Raw genomic sequence first — 18,634 nt, 5'->3', positions numbered from 1 at the left:
TTATGAGGTTTGCGCAAGTTCTACTTGCAAATTAAGCAATTGGGCTCTATTTCGTACCACCTCCCCAATAACAATAATTGCAGGATTGCTCAACTTTAACTTTTCAACTTCTTCCTGAATGCTATCTATCGTCCCTACAGCAACGCGTTCTTCAGGTGTCGTACCGTTCTGGATGATTGCAACCGGAATATCTTTTTTCCCGCTTTCGCGAAAAAGCTGTGTGATCTCAGGTAGTTTACTCATTCCCATCAAGATAACCACGGTGGCTGAAGACTGCGCCGCAAGCTTCACGTCATTAGATAATTTATGATGGCGGGTAGTACCCGTGATTACCCAAAAACTCTCTGAACTCCCCCGCTTTGTAAGCGGAATATTCTGATACGCAGGCACGGCTAGCGAAGAAGAAATCCCAGGAACCATAGCAACTTCGAGTCCGGCTGCTGCGGCAACCTCCATTTCTTCAGCTCCACGGCCAAAAATAAACGGATCTCCCCCTTTAAGTCGCACGACGTGACCATGACTTTTAGCTCTGGCAATGATCAAATCATTGATTTGCTCTTGCTGATAAGCATAACATCCTTTGCGCTTTCCGACGAAAATCAATTCTGCATTGTTAGCATACTCCAACAATTTTGGATTTACCAAAGCATCATACAACACCACATCTGCACTTTCTAGCGCGCGAATACCTTTTAAAGTAAACAGCTCTACATCACCGGGTCCTGCTCCTACAACTGTTAATTTGGGATTCTTAATTTGCATGTGCTAATTGATTTTTTCTGAACGCATCTACACGATCAAAAAATGCATTGGCATCAGCGATGTATGCCTCTGCAAATTCCTGTGTAGGCTCATTATTTTGTATTTGGTAAACCAAATCTGCAAACGACGTTTCAACTTTTAATACCGCATCTTCACCAAAAGTTTTGTCAAACTCAGCGATGATATTGGCTTGCGTGTTGGTTTTTACATTTTCAGACAATAGAATAGCTTTTGCCCCATTAACCAGACTTGCATAGGTATGATAAATACTATCTGCCCAATTCTTACCTTCAAAGGCTTCAATGGCGTTTCCTAACTTTTCTTTAGCCTCAAGCAGCAAGGTTTGCACAAGATCGATCACGACTCCGGCACATTCTCCTACACCAACTTCCTGAATGTATTTTTCATCATTCCCCCAGTCAACGAAGTCTGATTCTACCAGATTATCAGTTTCAGAAAGCGGCTTTAAGAAATCATAAAAATAACGCTGTCCCTTCTCATCATAATAACTCAAGAAATCCTGATTACCTGCATTTGCTTTAAAATCATCAAGAATTGCACGCAAGGCTTGTGGCCCACGTTTGCTAGGTATCTTGATTACCTTATCTGCAAAACGACCATCGCCATTTCCTAGAACTCCACCACCTAAAAGTACTTGTAGTGCAGGCGCTACCAATTTTTCTGGCGTACGTACAGACATACCTTGAAAACCTATATGAGCCATATTATGCTGACCGCAGGCATTCATACAACCACTAATTTTAATAGTGATCTCTTTATTATTTAAATACTCAGGATATTCTTCTACAAGAACATCTTCAAGCTTATCTGCGATACCGGTACTACTCGCAATCCCTAAGTTACAAGTATCTGTACCGGGACACGCAGTAATATCTGTCGTTGTTTCATATCCCGGACGGGCAAAACCTAGGTTGGCTAGTTGTGAGTAGAAGAATGGAATTGCCCCTTCCGGTATATGTCTTAATAATATATTTTGACGCAGGGTAAGTCGCAGCTCATCTCCCCCGTATTTTTTGATCAATGCCGCTAATGCACGTGCTTTTTCAGTTGAAAAATCACCCAAACGCACTTTGATTCCAATAGCGTATAGACCTTCTTGTTTCTGTTTAAACACGTTGGTTGCTTTCCAAGCTTCATAAGCTTTAACATCCTCAATAATAACTTCCGGGGCTTCGGTTAAAGGTGCTGTAACCGGCTTATCATAAGCCGAAGTATCAATCTCGTAAGTTTTATAGGATAGCGCTTTTTTCTCTTCAGCAACCAAATCCATAAACCCTTCTAAACCGAGGTCTTTAATTAAGAATTTCATACGCGCCTTAAGACGTCTTGAACGTTCTCCGTAACGATCAAACACTCGTAATACTCCTTCGATCGTTGGAATAAGTTGGTTGACCGGCAAAAATTCAGTTAAAACATCTGCGTGACGTGGTTGCGATCCTAAACCACCACCAAGCATCACTTTGAAGCCTTTTTCTCCACCTTTGATTTTTGGGATAAACCCTAAATCGTGAATGAATGTCAAAGCGGTATCATCATCAGTTGACGAAAAAGACATTTTAAACTTTCGCCCCATTTCTTGACAAATAGGATTTCTCAAGAAAAATTGAAAAGTAGCGTGTGCATAAGGTGTTGCGTCAAAAGCCTCGTCAGGATTGATTCCTGCATCAGGACTCGCCGTCACATTTCTTACAGTGTTTCCACAAGCTTCACGCAGAGTTACATCGCTCTTTTCAAGTTCTGCCCACAACTCAGGAGTTCTATCTAAACTCACATAGTGAATCTGAATATCCTGACGTGTGGTAATGTGAAGCTTTCCGCGAGAGTACTCATCAGAAACATCAGAAATACGCAACAACTGATCACTAGTCACCTTTCCGTAAGGCAATTTGATACGTATCATTTGTACGCCTTCTTGACGTTGCCCGTATACTCCACGAGCCAAACGAAGACTTCTAAAACGTTCTTCATCTATCTTCCCATCCTTAAAAAGCTTGATCTTGCGTTCTAGCTCAATAATGTCGCGTTCTACAACCGGATTTTCTATTTCTGTTCTGAAGCTTTGCATAGCTTGTATTTTTTTATTTATTTCATTTTAATCCTATCGGAAAAATAGGATTTAAGCAAAAGAGTTTCAGTTTTTACACTGCACTCTTTAATCTATTTATTATCCAATAAAGCCCACTCCTGCAGTGGTATTACTTTGCGTGTCTATCAGGATGAATGACCCGCCAGCTTTGTTATCTGCGTAATTATCGTAAAACAGATTTTTACTCAGTTTAAAATTAACCTTGCCGATTTCATTCAGTTTTAATTGGCCAGCAGCAACATCTTCCCCTGAATAATCAGTTGAAATGACAATATCTATACTGTCAATTTTAGCCAGAATACGATTGGTGTTATGCTGAATTTCATATTTCGCTCCAGGCACTAATGCTTTCCCATCCATCCAACAAACCGCTGCTTTTAGGGTTTTAGAAGATTGTGGAACTTCATCAGACTTCACTAATATATCACCTCTGGTAACATTGATATCGTCTTCTAAAGTAATGGTAACCGAGCTACCGGCAACGGCCTCGTCAAATTCTTCATTAAAAAATTCTATCGACTTAATTTTTGAAGAAGTCAGCGACGGCAATACCGTTACTGCATCACCTACTTTTAGACTGCTTCCGTAGATCTTCCCGGCATATCCTCTATAATCGTGGAACTCATCCTTTTTAGGGCGTATCACGGTTTGCACAGGAAAACGCGCCGCAGTTTTTTCTTCCTGCTCAGGTTGTAAAGCTTCAAGAAAATCAAGAACACTCTCCCCCTTGTACCAAGGCATCGCATTAGACTTCTGCGCCACGTTATCACCTTTTAGGGCACTAATAGGCACGAAAGTCACTTCTTGATCTTCATAGCTACTTTGTGCATTCAACTTTTCAAAGTCGCGTTTGATATCTTCAAAAACTTGCTGATCATAATCAACCAAGTCCATTTTATTTACCGCAACAATAACGTGTTTTACACGTAAAAGATTATTGATGAAAAAGTGACGATATGTTTGCTCGATCACTCCTTTACGTGCATCAATTAAGATGATTGATGCTTGCGCTTGAGAAGCACCGGTCACCATATTACGAGTATACTCTACGTGTCCCGGAGTATCAGCAATGATGTAACTTTTCTTTTTAGTTGAAAAATAAATATGCGCTACATCAATAGTGATTCCCTGCTCGCGCTCTGCTACCAAACCATCAGTCGCTAAAGAAAAGTCAAGATAATCGTACCCTTTCTTTCTACTGTTGCGCTCTATAGCTTCTAATTTATCATCTGTCAATGACTTCGTATCGTAAAGCAAACGCCCTATTAACGTACTTTTTCCGTCATCTACACTACCTGCTGTTGCTATTTTTAAAACTTCCATTATGCTATGCTACTCTTGCCCTTTCTAATTGAATTAAAGGAAAATTAATACCTTGTTTATGTACGTTCTAGAAGTACCCTTGTTGCTTACGCTTTTCCATTGCAGCTTCAGATCGCTTATCATCTATACGAGCTCCTCGTTCTGAAATGGTAGAAACTTTGATCTCCTTAACAATCTGCTCAATCGTATCTGCTTCAGATTCCACTGCCGCGGTACATGTCATATCTCCTACTGTTCTGAAACGCACAATACGTTCTAAAACTTCCTCATCCTCTTCTCTATACACATACTTTGATGCACTCCAGATCAAACCATCGCGCACAAAGGTTTTACGCTTATGCGAAAAATATATCGACGGAATTTCAATATTCTCTTGTTCAATATAGCTCCATACATCAAGCTCTGTCCAGTTTGAAATTGGGAACACGCGTACATTCTGTCCTATTTCTATTTTACCGTTAAGTAGATCGAATAATTCCGGACGCTGATTTTTTTCATCCCATTGCCCAAAATCATCGCGAACTGAAAAAATACGTTCTTTAGCGCGGGCCTTCTCTTCATCACGACGCGCTCCACCAATACAAGCATCAAACTTAAACTCCTCAATCGCATCAAGAAGCGTAGTGGTTTGCAGCATATTTCGGCTAGAATATTTACCGGTTTCTTCAGTTACTTTACCGGCATCAATGGCATCTTGCACATTACGCACTATAAGATCTAAACCAAGTTCTTCAACTAACTTGTCGCGAAACTCAATGGTCTCAGGAAAGTTGTGACCAGTATCTACGTGCAACAAAGGAAATGGAATTTTCGCCGGATAAAATGCTTTTTGCGCCAAACGCACTAGGGTAATACTGTCTTTCCCTCCCGAAAAAAGAAGTACAGGATTTTCAAACTGTGCGACTACTTCCCTAAAGATGTAAATAGCCTCACTTTCTAATGCATTTGTTTTTAAAATCTTGCTCATGCTCTACTCTTTTTAAGCGTGTAAACCACACTCCCTGTTTTCCAAAACTTTTGTTGGATCAAAATATTTATGTTCATTTGGCAGCTTATGCCCCTCCAAATACGTATCTAATTGCTCATCACTGTAATAGTAAAACGGACTCACTTTCAGCACTCCGTCTGCTCCTAAACTCAGGATATCAAGATTATCTCTATGTGCCGTTTGCCCTTTACGCAGGTTTGTAAACCACACATCAGGCTTATGAACCGCCATTGCTCTTTTAAAAGGCTCAAGCTTTACTTGCTCTGTAAAAATTTTGTGCTTTGGGTCATCAATCTGCGGAATTCCCAAAACCACATCTCTATGCGCCGAAGTTTGCTTAGGAACATAAAGATCAACGTTCAAAGCCAGCAAATCGATCACTTCCTCTGCGTGTCTGTACGTGTTAGGGGTATTATACCCCGTATCACACCAAATCACAGGAATATCTCTTTTAGCCTGAGTTGCAGCATATAAAATCGCTGCCTCGTAAGGTCTAAAATTGGTAGTCACCACTGCATTCGCAGCATTATCAACTGCCCATTGCGCAATCTCAACCGGTGACTTTTGTTTTAACTCGGCATTGAGTTTTTTTATTTCTTCTGCTGAATAACTCATTATTTTCCCCATTTAATTGTATTCCAGATACGCTCGTGAAAAAAGTATAAAACCATTTTTGTCACAAGTTCAACAGCTCCAATCGAAAAAGCCAGCGATAATGTCCCGGTGATTACCCAAGAAATCAAAACCGTATCTATCGTACCTACAACTCTCCAACTAATCGATTTTACTATACTGCGTAGCGGCTTCTCTGATGAAGCGTCTTTTTCATAAGAAGCTTTCTGAGGCTTCTCTGCGTGACTCTGGTTATACACTTGATCTAATATCATATTACAACTCCTATTCAGTTATATTTAAATCCTATCGGAATAGTAGGATTATAAAGCAAAAGTATATCTACTTCGCTTCTTGACCAAATCTTTTGGCGTTTTTTTGAAATTTTTAAGTGATTTTCAGCATTTAAGCTAATTCTTCGGAATTACTCAGCAATCAGGTCTGCAAGCGTGTTTTTATTCAATACTGCCAGATTGCTGTCTCTCAATTGCACCATCAAACTGTGTACAGAACACGTGGTTTCATCAGGGCAATCATCGCATTTTTCATAGAAATTAAGGCTTACACAAGGCACCATCGAAACCGGCCCCTCAAGTATACGCATCACTTCAACCATTTTGATTTCTTCAGGTTGTCTGCGCAAATAATAACCGCCGCCTTTTCCTTTTTTGCTTCCCAAAAAACCGGCTTTACGTAATGTAAGCATGATACTCTCTAGAAATTTCTGAGAAATATTTTCGCTTTTAGCAATAGCTCCTATCTGCACAGGATCTTCTCCCTTATGCTTAGCAACATAAGCTAATGCTTTTAGGCCGTATTTGGTCTTTTTTGATAACACGGCCTAAAAGTATGCAAAATTGTTAGAAATCTATGCGTTCAATGCTTGATCAAGATCGGCGATCACATCTTCTACATGTTCTAGACCGACAGAGCAACGCACCAAACCGTCAGTGATGCCTACTTCAAGCCTGTCTTCTTCTGCCAGTTTACTGTGTGTTGTGGATGCAGGATGCGTCACAATGGTACGCGTATCACCTAAATTCGCAGAAAGCGAACACATTTTAATTGAGTTTAAAAACTTACGGCCTGCATCGATTCCGCCTTTGACTTCAAAAGCAACAATGTTTCCGCCGTGACGCATTTGTTTTTTAGCCACCTCATACTGCGGATGCGACTTTAAGAACGGATATTTCACCATATTCACTTTGTCGTGCCCTTCTAAAAATTCGGCTACTTTTAATGCATTTTCGCAGTGGCGATCCGCTCTCACATGCAAGGTTTCCAGGCTTTTTGAAAGTACCCAAGCGTTGAAAGGAGACAAAGCCGGACCAGTATTGCGTGAAAACAAATAGATCTCTCTAATCAAATCGGCACGGCCCACACTCACGCCACCTAACACACGGCCTTGACCATCGATCATCTTTGTTGCAGAATGAATGACGATATCCGCACCAAATTTGATAGGTTGTTGCAAATAAGGAGTTGCAAAACAGTTATCAACCACAAAAATGAGGTTGTGCTTCTTGGCAAGATTTCCCAAATGCTCGAGATCTAAAACGTCGCAACCCGGATTTGTAGGCGATTCTACGTAAAGAATTTTAGTTTCCGGCTTAATTAGGCTTTCGACTTGATCTACTTCGTCCACTTTGAAATACGAGGTTTCAATATTCCATTTTGGGAGGAATTTTGTAAACAAAGAATGGGTTGAACCAAATACCGATCGGGCCGACACAATGTGATCGCCACTATCAAGCAAGGCAGCAAATGTTGAAAAAACCGCTGCCATCCCCGTCGCAAATGCATAACCGCTTTCGGCTCCTTCCATCTTGCAAATTTTATCTACAAATTCGCTGGTGTTAGGATTGGTAAAACGGCTGTAAATATTACGCTCCTTTTCTTCTGTGAAGGAAGCACGCATATCTTCAGCATCTTCAAATACAAAACTTGAAGTCAAATAAAGAGGCACAGAATGCTCTAAAAATTCGCTTCGGTTCAATTGCGTGCGTATCGCTTCGGTTTCAAAATGTTTACTCATTGTATTTAGATGTTAGACTTTAGACGATAGATTTGAGATGACTTTTATGCTCAAATGCGTTGTTTAAAATCTGATATTGTTTTCTTAGTAATTAGGAGGTTCAAAATTCAATAGCTGTCTTACACTTCTTTCCTCTCTACTCTTATTTCTTTATTCTAAAATCTCATGTCTTAGATCTCAGATTTACTCCACTTCTTCCCCGTTTAAAAACACTTTATAGGTAACCTTAACACCTGCCTGTAGTGTGATAGAAACCGAACAGTATTTTTCAAAACTTAGTTGGGCTGCGCGCAAGGCTTTTGCCGGCGGAATATCACCCTCAAGATACACGTACACTCGCATCGCACTAAAGGGCTTTGCCTGACCTACCTCCTTACGGTCTCCCTCAACTTCTACGTGATACGCGTCAATCTCAAGTTTTTGCTTTTTTAAAATCGAAATAATATCGATCGCACTGCAACCGCCAACGCCCATCAACAAAAGCTCCATCGGGCTGCTGCCTTTTACTTCATCTACAGTTTTATTATCGATCATTACCGAATTGCCTGAAGCACCTTTAGCTTCAAACAGATAATCGTTGTTTTTACGGTCGAGTGTAACTTTCATTTTATTTATTATTATTTCTATTGCTATTAACTATTCCGTTCTGCGAGTTTTAAAATATCTCCAAAAACCCCACGTGCTGTAACTGCTGCACCGGCACCGGCTCCTTGAATCACCAGCGGATTTTCGCCATAAGATTCGGTATAAATCTCAAAAATACTGTCGCTGCCTTTTACCTGGCCTAAAGCGGAGTTTTTTGAAACGGTCACCAATTTTACTTCGAGCGTACCGCCGTCTTCCTGAGATAAATCTCCGTAAAGGTCGCCAACATAACGCAGAACTTCGCCTTCTTTTAAGGCTTTTTTACGCGCTTCAAAAACCGGGTCTAACTCTTTTAATCTTCCTAAGAAATCTGAAGCGGCTCCTTCACGCAATGGCTCCGGAATTAAATTTTCGATCTGCACATCGCTAAATTCTTTATGCAAGTCCAGTTCCCGAGCCAAGATCAATAATTTACGACCTACATCATTTCCGCCCAAATCTTCACGCGGATCAGGCTCTGTAAACCCTTTGTCAATCGCTTCCTGTAGCACCTCTGAAAAAGATTTATCTTCCACAGAAAAGGTGTTGAACAAATAACTTAACGAACCACTAAATACACCCTTAATACGTGTAATGTTATCTCCGGAAAGATGTAATAATCTAATCGTGTCAATCAAAGGAAGTCCCGCTCCTACGTTGGTTTCATACAAATAGCGCTTGTTGTTTTCATCCAACACCCGACGCAATTTTTGGTAAAAATCAAACTCCACCGTATTGGCGATCTTGTTTGAAGAAACCAAGTCAAAACCATTTTTAGCTAGATCAATATAGTTTTTAATAAATACAGCACTCGCCGTATTATCGATCGCGATCAAGTTGGCCAGATGATTCGCTTTCGCGAAAGCGATAACCTCTTGAATCCCACCTTCTGTAGCTTGAGCATCAAAATCAGTTTTCCAGGATTCTGAAACGCCGTCTTTGTCGAACAAAATTTTCTTTGAATTGGCTACCGCGAAAATATTAAGCGCGATGCCTTTGCGGTCTTGAATAGCTGCCGCCGAAGCAACGATCTGGTCAATCAAAGTTCCGCCCACCAAGCCGTGACCGAAAATCGCAATATTGATCTTTTTAGCAATCCCAAAAATCTCACCGTGCACCACATTTAAAGCTTTGGTCAATTGCGGTTTGCGCACCACTACACTCACGTTTTTACCGGTCACCGTGTTGTTAAATAATAACGGCACAATTCCGTTTTTGATAAGTTCGCTATACGGTTTATGGAAACTGCTCAAATCCTGCCCTACGATTGAGATCACCGCAACTTCATCAATAATTTCGATACGGTTTACATCCTGATTCTGAAAATCGGCTTCAAACTCAAAACGCAAAGCGGAAATCGCCAATTGCGCTTGTTTTGCTTCAACCACAAGACCAATGCCGCGCTCAGAAGAGCCCTGCGCAATGATGCTCACACTCACACCGCTGTTTCCAAGAGCTCTAAAAATACGCGCATCAACCCCCACTTTTCCAAGGAGTCCGCGTCCTTCTAAGTTTATCAGCGCCATTTCGCTTAAAACAGAAAGCGATTTAATTCCTTCTTTTTCTTCTTGAGCAGTAATCAAAGTTCCGCTGTCATCTGCGTTGAAGGTATTTAAAATACGCAGTGGAATATTCTTTTCAATTAATGGAATAATCGTCTTTGCATGCAACACAGAAGTCCCAAAATTGGCAAGTTCGTTTGCCTCGCTATACGTCAATCGCTCGATCTTCTGTGCTCCGGGAACCAAGTCTGGATTTGCTGTGAAAATTCCGTCAACGTGCGTGTAGTTCTGAAGTTCGCCGGCATCTAAATAATTAGCAAGCAACGAAGCGGTATAATTGCTTCCGTTACGGCCCAACGTGGTCGTTTGATTATTATCATCACTGGCGATAAAACCGGTTACAATATTAACCGTATCGCCGTTATATTTAGTGAAGTGTTTTACCACTTGCTCTTTAGAAAGCTTGTCGTTAGGCTGCGCGTTACCAAAAACTCCGTTGGTTTTTATAAGCTTACGAGAATCTGTAAACTGCGCCTTTATACCTTCTTTTTGCAATAAATGTGTCACTGTTTTTACCGAGATCAACTCCCCAAAAGACAGCACCTCATCTTTCACCTTTTTACTGTAATCGCCTAAAAGTGCGACGCCATCAAAAAGACGCTGCAGCTCTGAAAATTCTTCGGAAAGATCAACATCGAAGTCACTTTGCTGATATGACTTGAATGCTTCGATCTGATGTTTATAGGCTTGTCCTGAAGCTGCTGCTTCGAGAATTGCTTCCAACTCATCGGTGGCGCCACCACGCGCAGAAAGCACAGCAGCGATATGTTCGCCGTTGGCTACTTTCGATTTAATAATATTTAAAACCGTGTCTAGACCTTTTCCGTTTGCGAGAGATTTCCCACCGAATTTCAAGATCTTCAGCTTTGCTGTATCTTCTCTAAACACCGGATACAACAACTGCTCAAGCTGCTCAAATTCGATCAAAAAAGCATCGTGACCGTGCACCGAATGAATCTCTCCATAAGTCACATTGTTTTTGTGTTGTGCCAGTTGCTTGTAGGTCTCTCTGTTCTCCGCAGGCGTAAAAAACAAATCAGAATCCACACCAATGATGTGAATATTTGCCTCAACCGTACTCAGAATTTCATTGAACCCTTCACGACCACGCGTCACATCAATCGTCTTTAAAAGCTGATTCATCAACTTATAAGCAGAAACCTGAAAGCGATCTTTCAGTTTATGGCCATGATGATCTAACCAACTCTCTACATTGAAAATATTGAGATCCTCATTGGTACTGCGCTGAAATTTATTCTTGAACGATTCCGGTGTGCGGTAACATAGCATCGCGTGCATACGCGCATCGTGAACCGGCTGTGAAGAATTATTCAATATTTGTTCTTGAATCTGGCAGTTTGCAATAAGCCAATCGGTAGATTTCCAATCGGAAGCCACAGGAATAAAATGCGCGGTGATTGCCGGCTGAAGCGTGAGCATTTCCCAGCCGATGCCACCTCCCAGAGAACCACCAATAATTGCAAAAAGTGATTCGATCTCAAGAAGCTCTAATCCTTTTAAGAAAGCACGGGCAACATCTTGCGCAACAAATTCTTTATAGTTTTCGATCAGAAAACCATCATAACCATTACCGGGAATATTGAAGGAAAGTATGCTGTATTTGCGCGTGTCAATACACTTATCATCACCAATGATCTCATTCCACCAGCCGTCTGGACCGCTGACGTGAGAATTACCTGTTAAGGCGTGATTTACCAGAATTACAGGAGCTTCACCCAATTGTTGACCAAAGGTTTCATAGCTCAATTGCAAATCCAATTGATAACCCGATTGGGTTGTAAAATTTTCTATTTTCAGTTTTTGTAACATAATAATCTATCGTGGCTTTAGCCGCAAAACCGAAAAATGAAAGCAAGAAAGTGGTGAGGAAAATATCCTTTTGCGTTATCTATTCTGCAAAAACAGATAGAATGTAGCACCTTCTTTCGAGAGAAAGGGTTGCTAAGGCTTCATCGGGTCTATTCCCTCCGCCTTTCTTGATAACATCTCAGTACGTGTTTGAACTTTGTGAGCGCAAAGATTGCAAAACGTTTTAAAGATATGCAAGTAAAACACGGCAATTTTTTAAAGGGTCATAAAAAATCATAAGATTTCAAAACCCGTTTTGTAATATCTTCTAAAGTTATACATTTGTCCTCTCAAAAGAGGAAAGATTTGACTGATTGCAACCTCTTATGCTGAATCATCAGCGTAAAAAAATGCTAAAGGCAGTACTTACTACCATTTATCAGGCATTCGTCAAATCCTTTTGTATTAAAATTTCATCCCACTGGCGGGAATCAAAAAAATGCTGAAATGGCTTACCTATTTACCTCAGAAAGTGTGTCTGAAGGGCACCCTGATAAAATCGCAGATCAAATAAGCGATACTTTACTCGATAATTTTTTAGCTTTTGACCCTGAATCAAAAGTTGCTTGCGAAACCCTTGTTACAACTGGGCAAGTGGTGCTTGCGGGAGAAGTAAAAAGCGACACGTACATCGATGTGCAAAACATTGCACGTGGCGTGATCAACGATATTGGCTATACTAAAGGCGCGTATCAATTTAGCGGCGACAGCTGTGGTGTTATTTCTTTAATTCACGAGCAATCACAAGACATCAATCAAGGGGTTGATCGCGCTTCTAAAGAAGAGCAAGGTGCCGGCGATCAAGGGATGATGTTTGGTTACGCAACCAAAGAAACCGAAAATTATATGCCGCTTGCGCTTGACATTTCGCATCGCATTATGATTGAATTAGCTAAGCTGCGTAGAGAAAATAAAGACATCACTTATCTGCGACCTGATGCAAAAGCACAGGTAACGATAGAATATTCTGATGATAACGTGCCTCAAAAAATCGTAGCTATTGTAGTTTCTACACAGCACGATGAGTTTGATGAGGATGAAAAAATGCTGGCTAAGATCAAAGAAGATATTATTTCGATTTTGATTCCGCGTGTTAAGAATGATCTACACCCGGAGCTTGCCAAGCTTTTTAATGACGATATTATTTACCACATTAACCCAACCGGAAAGTTTGTAATTGGTGGTCCTCACGGAGATGCCGGACTCACCGGACGTAAGATCATCGTTGACACGTATGGCGGAAAAGGCGCTCACGGTGGTGGTGCATTTTCAGGAAAAGACCCTAGTAAAGTAGACCGTTCTGCGGCATACGCATCGAGACATATAGCAAAGAATCTTGTTGCTGCCGGTGTTGCTGATGAAGTGTTAGTTCAGGTTTCTTACGCGATTGGTGTTGTTGAACCTACTTCGATTTTTGTCGATACTTACGGAACTTCTAAAGTTGAATTGAGCAATGGCCAAATTGCTGCAAAAGTACGAGAGCTTTTTGATATGCGTCCTGCGGCGATTGAAGACCGTTTAAAACTGCGCAATCCTATTTATAGAGAGACTGCGGCTTACGGGCATATGGGCAAAGATCCTAAAACTATCACTAAGGTTTTTGAAAGTCCGTACAGCGGTCGAATCGAGAAAGAGGTTGAACTTTTTACCTGGGAAAAACTAGACTATGTAGATCAGGTTAAGGAAGCCTTCGGTCTATAGACGTTATCAAAATACTAAACCCTTAAAAATGCCACTTACAACGAGTGGCATTTTTTATTTTTACGGGACATCTAAATGTATACTATGGCACTTTTACTCATCAGAAATAATAAAGATTATCAACCGTGGATCGAGGCTTTACACAAGGCCGATCCTTCTATTGAAGTGGTTACCCCGGAAACTATTAAAGATCCCGCAGATGCGAAGATGGCGATTACCTGGAAAGCACCAAAAGGCAGTTATGCTAAGTATCCCAACTTAAAAGTAATAGGTTCTATGGGCGCCGGTGTTGACCACCTATTTGAAGATGAGTCGCTACCTAAAGATGTAATCCTTACCCGCGTGGTAGACGATAAATTGGCAAGTGATATGCAAGAATTTGTCGCTGCCCTTTGCCTAAATCACATCAGAAATTTAAAAACTTACGCTCGGTTACAGAAAGAAAACACCTGGAAACCTACCGACTATAAGCGTGCAAAAGATGTTACCGTAGGAATTTTAGGCTTCGGCACTTTAGGGCAAGCCGTGGGGTCTATGCTGAAAGCAATCGGGTTTAATGTAATCGGCTGGTCTTCTTCAGCAAAAAGTGTTGACGGTATTAACAGCTACACTGAAGATGAACTCAACACTTTTCTTTCAAAATCTGAGGTTTTAGTATGTTTGCTTCCGTTGACAGAAAGTACCAAGGGAATTTTGAATGAAGATTCATTCAATAAACTACCACAAGGTGCTTACCTCATCAATGTTGCACGCGGCGGTCATCTTGTAGATAATGACTTGATCGAAGCATTAAATAGCGAACACTTAAGTGGAGCAGCGCTAGATGTTTTTCATAACGAACCTTTACCTGAAGAACATCCTTTTTGGCAACAGGAAAATATTATCATTACTCCGCATATTGCAAGTATGAGCAATGCCGCTTCGGTATCTGGTCAGGTAGCTGAAAATTACCAACGTATGCAAAATGGGGAGGAATTATTGAACCAAGTTCAGGCTAAAAAGGGGTATTAACAAACTCTTAAATCAGGCTTTTTTCCGTTAAAAGCTGCAAAATTCCATTAAAACCGGGTTAAAAACCTCGGTTTCAGGTCTACTTCCCAGTACCTTGTATTCACTAAAAATCAAAAATTATGGATCAAGCAAAGTATGATCAAATGGAAACGATGCTTCATAAATTGGAAGATATTAAGAACAGCCAAGAAAGCATCATCGATAAAATTAACCACGTAATCACAGATCTTTTCCAAAATCCGGACAAGGATTTAGAAAAAGCAATGGAAGATGCGCATCAAAAAGCATCAGATAACGTTGAGAAAATCGCAGAAGCGACAGAAGAGTACCAAATGAAAATGAATAAACTTGAACAAGCGTAACCGTTTGTAGAAATTTAATAAAATTAAAAACCCGAAGCTTTACAGCTTCGGGTTTTGTTTTAAACACAATAAACATAAGTATAGCTTGCGCTATAAATTATACTTTACCGAAAGCATCACAATACGCGGCATCACAAAATACTCGGTAGTGGTACTGAAGGTTTCATTAAAACTGTCATTATTTAAAGAATCTACATTGAATAAGTTGGTTCCATCCAACCTAAATTCCCATTTACTTTCCGGTTTTTGATAGCGTAAACTGGCCTCAAAAAAGGAATATTCATTTTGTACGGTATCGTCTTTATCATAATAATTGTAATAACTCCAGTCTGCCGTAAGCGTAAATCCGTTTAAGAATTTCACATCCATATTGGCAAACGGGCGGTCTGTATAGAACACGCGATCGCTGTTTCCGTTTTGATAATTATTGATGCTTCGGTTGTAACCCACTTCAAAATTGGGTGCGTTTTTAAAATTGGTTTCCACGCTTCCTTGATAATTCTGTGTAAAATTTTGTGACAGCGTAGGCTGTGCATTGATGATGTTATTCAATTCGCTGTACGAAACATTCGCACTCAAGTTGGCCTTCCATTTTCTAAAAGTCTTTTGAAAACGCCCATTAGCACTCAACACCTCATCTACAAAATTGCTATTGATAGGCGACGAAGCCTGGTTGATCTGGTCTATCGCAGTACTCGTTTTGATCGCATCAACCCGCTTAGTATAACTTACACCTCCGTTCAGGTTGGTGAAGTTGAACATATTAAAATTAAAATAATTCAACCGAGCGGTATGAAAAATCGCATTCTCAATATTTCGGTTACCGCGAAACATCTGATTGTAGTTATTAAACACATAACCTTCAGCGAAATTATTGACGTCCGTATAATCTGCAGTCATCTGATAATTGAGGCGCAAACTTTCGCTTTGCTTAAACTCGGCGATCGCATAAAGATCAGGTAACAGCTTCCACTCATTCTCGCTGGTTTCAATTCCTAATTGCTCAGAAGCTACATTGTAGTTGTGCAAAGTCACTCCCGGTGTAAAGGTGAAAATCCCGGTTTTAAACTTGTAGTGCGCTCCTAAAAACACATCGCTAAAGCGATAGACAACATCGTTATTTAAGCTTTCATCGGTGAACGCATTTTGATTTCCGTTATCAAGAATCTGAAAGATAGCCGAGTTGAAATCCTGGCGACTTTGGGTAGTTCCTAAAGTTAGGTTCAGGTTACTTTTGTCGTTGATCACATAATAGTAATCAATCTTACTGTCCAGTTTATTGGTCTCGATCATTTTATCCTGATTGATATTGAATCGATCCTGATCAGTATCTAAAGGTAAAATCTGTGCAAAAGGTTGCTGCGTCACGATCGCCTGATAAAACGGATCTTCTTTTTGATACAAATGCTGCACAAAACCGGCAAAAATATTCTTCTCATTCAGCGTGTAATACGCGTTAAGGTTTTGATTTAGACTGAACGGATTGTTGTCTTTATTCTCGTCGATCGGGTTGTTAGTCACGCCATTCTCATCTGTAAAAACGGAGAGTGCATCGGTCAATTCTTCTTGTTGGGACTTTTTTGCAAGCACATCATAATCTAACTGAAGCTTATCGCTGGGTTTGTAAATCGCACTGAATTTTGCCATCCCCAATTGATTGCTTTGATTGCTGTTTTGAGTATTTACCTCGGTTGCACCGGTAGCAATATAGTTGCGTAAGCTACGCTGAATAAAATCTGTTGAATTATCACTGAAGAGTAAAAATCCGCTTAAATCCAACGCATCTGAAGCTTCATAACTGAAGTTTGCCGCACCAAAATTGGTTTTGATCTCATTGGCTCTATTGTTTTGAGAAACCAAAAATCCGAGTCCGCTATCTGAAATATTAAACGAAGTTCCGCCACGGGAATTGAAATTTCTGAATCCACCGGTGAAGTTGAAATAATCCCTAAACGTAAACGGTACATCGCCGGTATTGTTAGAATTGCCGATCAGGTTGATGCTTCCTTTAGGACTGTAGTAAAACAATTTGGCACTGCCCAGATAACGCGTTTGTTCGCCATCACCGATTCCGCCTTGTAGCTCTCCAAACCAGAAATTCTTTTTACCCTCTTTCAGTTTAAGATTGATCGCAACATTATCTTGATCGTTACCCAAACCGCGCATTTGATCGACTTCGTTGTAATTTTTAAGTACTTCAACCTTTTTCAATGCGTCGGCAGGAATGTTTTTGGTGGCCAATTTAGAATCTCCGTCAAAAAAGTCCTTCCCCTCGATCATAACTTTAGAAACGGTTTGCCCTTCAACCTCGATCTCACCATCATCGGTCACCGTTACCCCGGGAAGTTTTTTAAGTACGTCTCCTAATTTCTGCTCGGTTCCGTTAGTGAAACTGTCCGTATTATAAACGATGGTATCACCACGAACCACCACCGGCATTTCGTAAACGATCTCTACATCATCCAGCTGATTTTCTGCTGGAAACAGAACAAAATCCAATGAGATGTCGTCAGCTCCGGGTGCAATATCAAGCTCTTGCGTAGTAGGCGCCAGCCCTAAAAAGCTCGCTACTAAAGAATATTTTGCCCCTGTAGGAAGGTTGAATTGATAGCGCCCTTGAGTGTTTGAGATCGCATAAGACTCCATCTCTCCGGTATCGGTGCGGGTAGCGATCACATTAGCTAGTTCTAGCGGAGTACCAATACTGTCTTTAACCGTACCACTCACACGCACGCTCTGCGCAGAGATTGAAAGGCTAAAGCCCATAACTAAAAATAAAATGTATTTCATAAAGGTTAGTTGTTGTTTTTAGGTTGAATTTTGGGTTTTTATCCGCGACCACCGGGACCACGACGTCTACCGTTGCCAAAGCGCTCTGCCATTTCTTTAGTTTTCTCGACAACTATTTCTTGATATTCTTCACGAGAAACTTCATCGCCTTTTTTAGGCTTTTCAATAGCAAGACCTTCTTTAGGATTGATCACGATTTTGTTGCATAAGATCACCGTGCGGCCGGCACTCACTTCAAGAATCAACCCTGGAAGTCCCCAATATTCATCAGGACCTTGACTTACGGGAATTTGCGGCGTATACCAAGCGGTGATCACTTCTTCTTTTGGTGAGGTTTCTGTCGTATCTGCCTCTGCACCGGGACGCGGCGGACGCATAGCTTCAAAAGGACTGGTTTCTATTTTACGTACAGCGGTCGCCTTAAAAGCCGCATACTGGCCAATCATTTTGCTCTCTTTCTCTAACTTCCAATCTAGCTTGTTTAACGTATCTTTTACCAGAAAAGATTTGCCCATCAAGTCGTTTTCACGCGCATAGGTGTCTTCAGCAATGTTTTTATAGATTCCGCCTTGTGCAAAACCACCACCCATAAAACGCATACCACCACCGGCTCCGGGCGCTTCAAGTTTTTCCTCTTCCTCGTAAATAGACTCGTCTTTAGTAAACGTAAGCGTGAAGGTTTTTTCCAGACGGCTTTTCATGCGCTCGGCAAATTGCTTTTTCATTTGCTCGCTCATCTCGCGACCACCAAAGTTTTCAAAATCAAAAGATGTTTTAGATTGGTAAGTGGCTACCCCTCCGTCAAATTGTTGCGCATTAATCGCACTAGTCATTAAAGCTAGCGCCAAAGCCAGAAATAAAGATTGAAGTTTCATAAGTCAAATAGTT

At 40.8% G+C, this 18,634-nt stretch carries 15 protein-coding genes and 1 riboswitch; of the genes, 3 read left to right on the top strand and 12 right to left on the bottom strand.

Annotated elements, in window-relative coordinates:
- The 10 genes from cobA to thrA form a co-directional block, all read right to left on the bottom strand.
- On the bottom strand, positions 1-762 hold the full coding sequence (cobA, locus tag LDL79_RS09415; protein WP_225597523.1) for a uroporphyrinogen-III C-methyltransferase: 762 nt from the start codon (positions 760-762) through the stop codon (positions 1-3).
- Positions 752-2,848: a nitrite/sulfite reductase gene (locus LDL79_RS09410; RefSeq protein ID WP_225597522.1), complete on the bottom strand. Its 2,097-nt coding sequence runs from the start codon at positions 2,846-2,848 to the stop codon at positions 752-754. Before LDL79_RS09410 ends, cobA begins: the two co-directional genes overlap by 11 nt.
- Positions 2,849-2,947: 99 nt before the next feature.
- Positions 2,948-4,192, bottom strand: a complete 1,245-nt coding sequence (locus LDL79_RS09405) for a sulfate adenylyltransferase subunit 1 (RefSeq protein ID WP_225597521.1) — start codon at positions 4,190-4,192, stop codon at positions 2,948-2,950.
- 67 nt (positions 4,193-4,259) lie between these two features.
- A complete protein-coding gene (gene cysD, locus LDL79_RS09400; RefSeq protein ID WP_225597520.1) occupies positions 4,260-5,159 on the bottom strand; it encodes a sulfate adenylyltransferase subunit CysD in 900 nt (299 codons plus the stop codon).
- 12 nt (positions 5,160-5,171) lie between these two features.
- Positions 5,172-5,795 carry a phosphoadenosine phosphosulfate reductase domain-containing protein gene (locus LDL79_RS09395; protein WP_225597519.1) on the bottom strand — a complete coding sequence of 208 codons (624 nt, stop codon included), beginning with the start codon at positions 5,793-5,795 and terminating at the stop codon, positions 5,172-5,174.
- Positions 5,795-6,067, bottom strand: coding sequence for a DUF2061 domain-containing protein (locus tag LDL79_RS09390; protein ID WP_167598767.1), 273 nt, complete (start codon positions 6,065-6,067; stop codon positions 5,795-5,797). Before LDL79_RS09390 ends, LDL79_RS09395 begins: the two co-directional genes overlap by 1 nt.
- 149 nt (positions 6,068-6,216) lie before the next feature.
- Entirely contained in the window at positions 6,217-6,630 is a 414-nt protein-coding gene (locus LDL79_RS09385; protein ID WP_009778805.1) for an RrF2 family transcriptional regulator, read from the bottom strand.
- A 30-nt stretch (positions 6,631-6,660) separates the two neighbouring features.
- Complete coding sequence (locus tag LDL79_RS09380; RefSeq protein WP_225597518.1) at positions 6,661-7,827, bottom strand: trans-sulfuration enzyme family protein; 1,167 nt, start codon at positions 7,825-7,827, stop codon at positions 6,661-6,663.
- Between the two features lie 183 nt (positions 7,828-8,010).
- Complete coding sequence (locus tag LDL79_RS09375; RefSeq protein ID WP_225597517.1) at positions 8,011-8,433, bottom strand: OsmC family protein; 423 nt, start codon at positions 8,431-8,433, stop codon at positions 8,011-8,013.
- Between the two features lie 26 nt (positions 8,434-8,459).
- Positions 8,460-11,843: a bifunctional aspartate kinase/homoserine dehydrogenase I gene (gene thrA, locus LDL79_RS09370; protein ID WP_225597516.1), complete on the bottom strand. Its 3,384-nt coding sequence runs from the start codon at positions 11,841-11,843 to the stop codon at positions 8,460-8,462.
- Between the two features lie 72 nt (positions 11,844-11,915).
- Positions 11,916-12,020: riboswitch (SAM riboswitch) on the bottom strand.
- 309 nt (positions 12,021-12,329) lie between these two features.
- On the opposite strand from thrA, the gene metK reads away from it, so the two are divergent.
- From metK to LDL79_RS09355, 3 genes are all read left to right on the top strand, one after another.
- Positions 12,330-13,583 carry a methionine adenosyltransferase gene (metK, locus tag LDL79_RS09365; protein ID WP_225597515.1) on the top strand — a complete coding sequence of 418 codons (1,254 nt, stop codon included), beginning with the start codon at positions 12,330-12,332 and terminating at the stop codon, positions 13,581-13,583.
- Between the two features lie 84 nt (positions 13,584-13,667).
- Complete coding sequence (locus tag LDL79_RS09360) at positions 13,668-14,594, top strand: 2-hydroxyacid dehydrogenase (protein ID WP_225597514.1); 927 nt, start codon at positions 13,668-13,670, stop codon at positions 14,592-14,594.
- 119 nt (positions 14,595-14,713) lie between these two features.
- Positions 14,714-14,956 carry a hypothetical protein gene (locus LDL79_RS09355; RefSeq protein WP_072981619.1) on the top strand — a complete coding sequence of 81 codons (243 nt, stop codon included), beginning with the start codon at positions 14,714-14,716 and terminating at the stop codon, positions 14,954-14,956.
- A gap of 90 nt (positions 14,957-15,046) precedes the next feature.
- Here the strand turns inward: LDL79_RS09355 and LDL79_RS09350 are convergent, their stop codons facing one another.
- Both LDL79_RS09350 and LDL79_RS09345 read right to left on the bottom strand, forming a co-directional pair.
- Positions 15,047-17,746, bottom strand: a complete 2,700-nt coding sequence (locus LDL79_RS09350) for a carboxypeptidase-like regulatory domain-containing protein (protein ID WP_225597513.1) — start codon at positions 17,744-17,746, stop codon at positions 15,047-15,049.
- 38 nt (positions 17,747-17,784) lie between these two features.
- Positions 17,785-18,621 carry a GLPGLI family protein gene (locus LDL79_RS09345; RefSeq protein ID WP_225597512.1) on the bottom strand — a complete coding sequence of 279 codons (837 nt, stop codon included), beginning with the start codon at positions 18,619-18,621 and terminating at the stop codon, positions 17,785-17,787.
- Positions 18,622-18,634: the final 13 nt, after the last annotated feature.

It is taken from the genome of Leeuwenhoekiella palythoae (assembly GCF_020310025.1).
Classification (GTDB): domain Bacteria; phylum Bacteroidota; class Bacteroidia; order Flavobacteriales; family Flavobacteriaceae; genus Leeuwenhoekiella; species Leeuwenhoekiella palythoae.
This window is presented reverse-complemented; position numbering and strand designations above follow the sequence as displayed.

Bases quoted from the DNA above. Each gene is read 5' to 3' on its own strand.
- cobA (WP_225597523.1), bottom strand. From the start codon at position 762: ATGCAAATTAAGAATCCCAAATTAACAGTTGTAGGAGCAGGACCCGGT.
- LDL79_RS09410 (WP_225597522.1), bottom strand. From the start codon at position 2,848: ATGCAAAGCTTCAGAACAGAAATAGAAAATCCGGTTGTAGAACGCGAC.
- LDL79_RS09405 (WP_225597521.1), bottom strand. From the start codon at position 4,192: ATGGAAGTTTTAAAAATAGCAACAGCAGGTAGTGTAGATGACGGAAAA.
- cysD (WP_225597520.1), bottom strand. From the start codon at position 5,159: ATGAGCAAGATTTTAAAAACAAATGCATTAGAAAGTGAGGCTATTTAC.
- LDL79_RS09395 (WP_225597519.1), bottom strand. From the start codon at position 5,795: ATGAGTTATTCAGCAGAAGAAATAAAAAAACTCAATGCCGAGTTAAAA.
- LDL79_RS09390 (WP_167598767.1), bottom strand. From the start codon at position 6,067: ATGATATTAGATCAAGTGTATAACCAGAGTCACGCAGAGAAGCCTCAG.
- LDL79_RS09380 (WP_225597518.1), bottom strand. From the start codon at position 7,827: ATGAGTAAACATTTTGAAACCGAAGCGATACGCACGCAATTGAACCGA.
- LDL79_RS09375 (WP_225597517.1), bottom strand. From the start codon at position 8,433: ATGAAAGTTACACTCGACCGTAAAAACAACGATTATCTGTTTGAAGCT.
- thrA (WP_225597516.1), bottom strand. From the start codon at position 11,843: ATGTTACAAAAACTGAAAATAGAAAATTTTACAACCCAATCGGGTTAT.
- metK (WP_225597515.1), top strand. From the start codon at position 12,330: ATGGCTTACCTATTTACCTCAGAAAGTGTGTCTGAAGGGCACCCTGAT.
- LDL79_RS09360 (WP_225597514.1), top strand. From the start codon at position 13,668: ATGGCACTTTTACTCATCAGAAATAATAAAGATTATCAACCGTGGATC.
- LDL79_RS09355 (WP_072981619.1), top strand. From the start codon at position 14,714: ATGGATCAAGCAAAGTATGATCAAATGGAAACGATGCTTCATAAATTG.
- LDL79_RS09350 (WP_225597513.1), bottom strand. From the start codon at position 17,746: ATGAAATACATTTTATTTTTAGTTATGGGCTTTAGCCTTTCAATCTCT.
- LDL79_RS09345 (WP_225597512.1), bottom strand. From the start codon at position 18,621: ATGAAACTTCAATCTTTATTTCTGGCTTTGGCGCTAGCTTTAATGACT.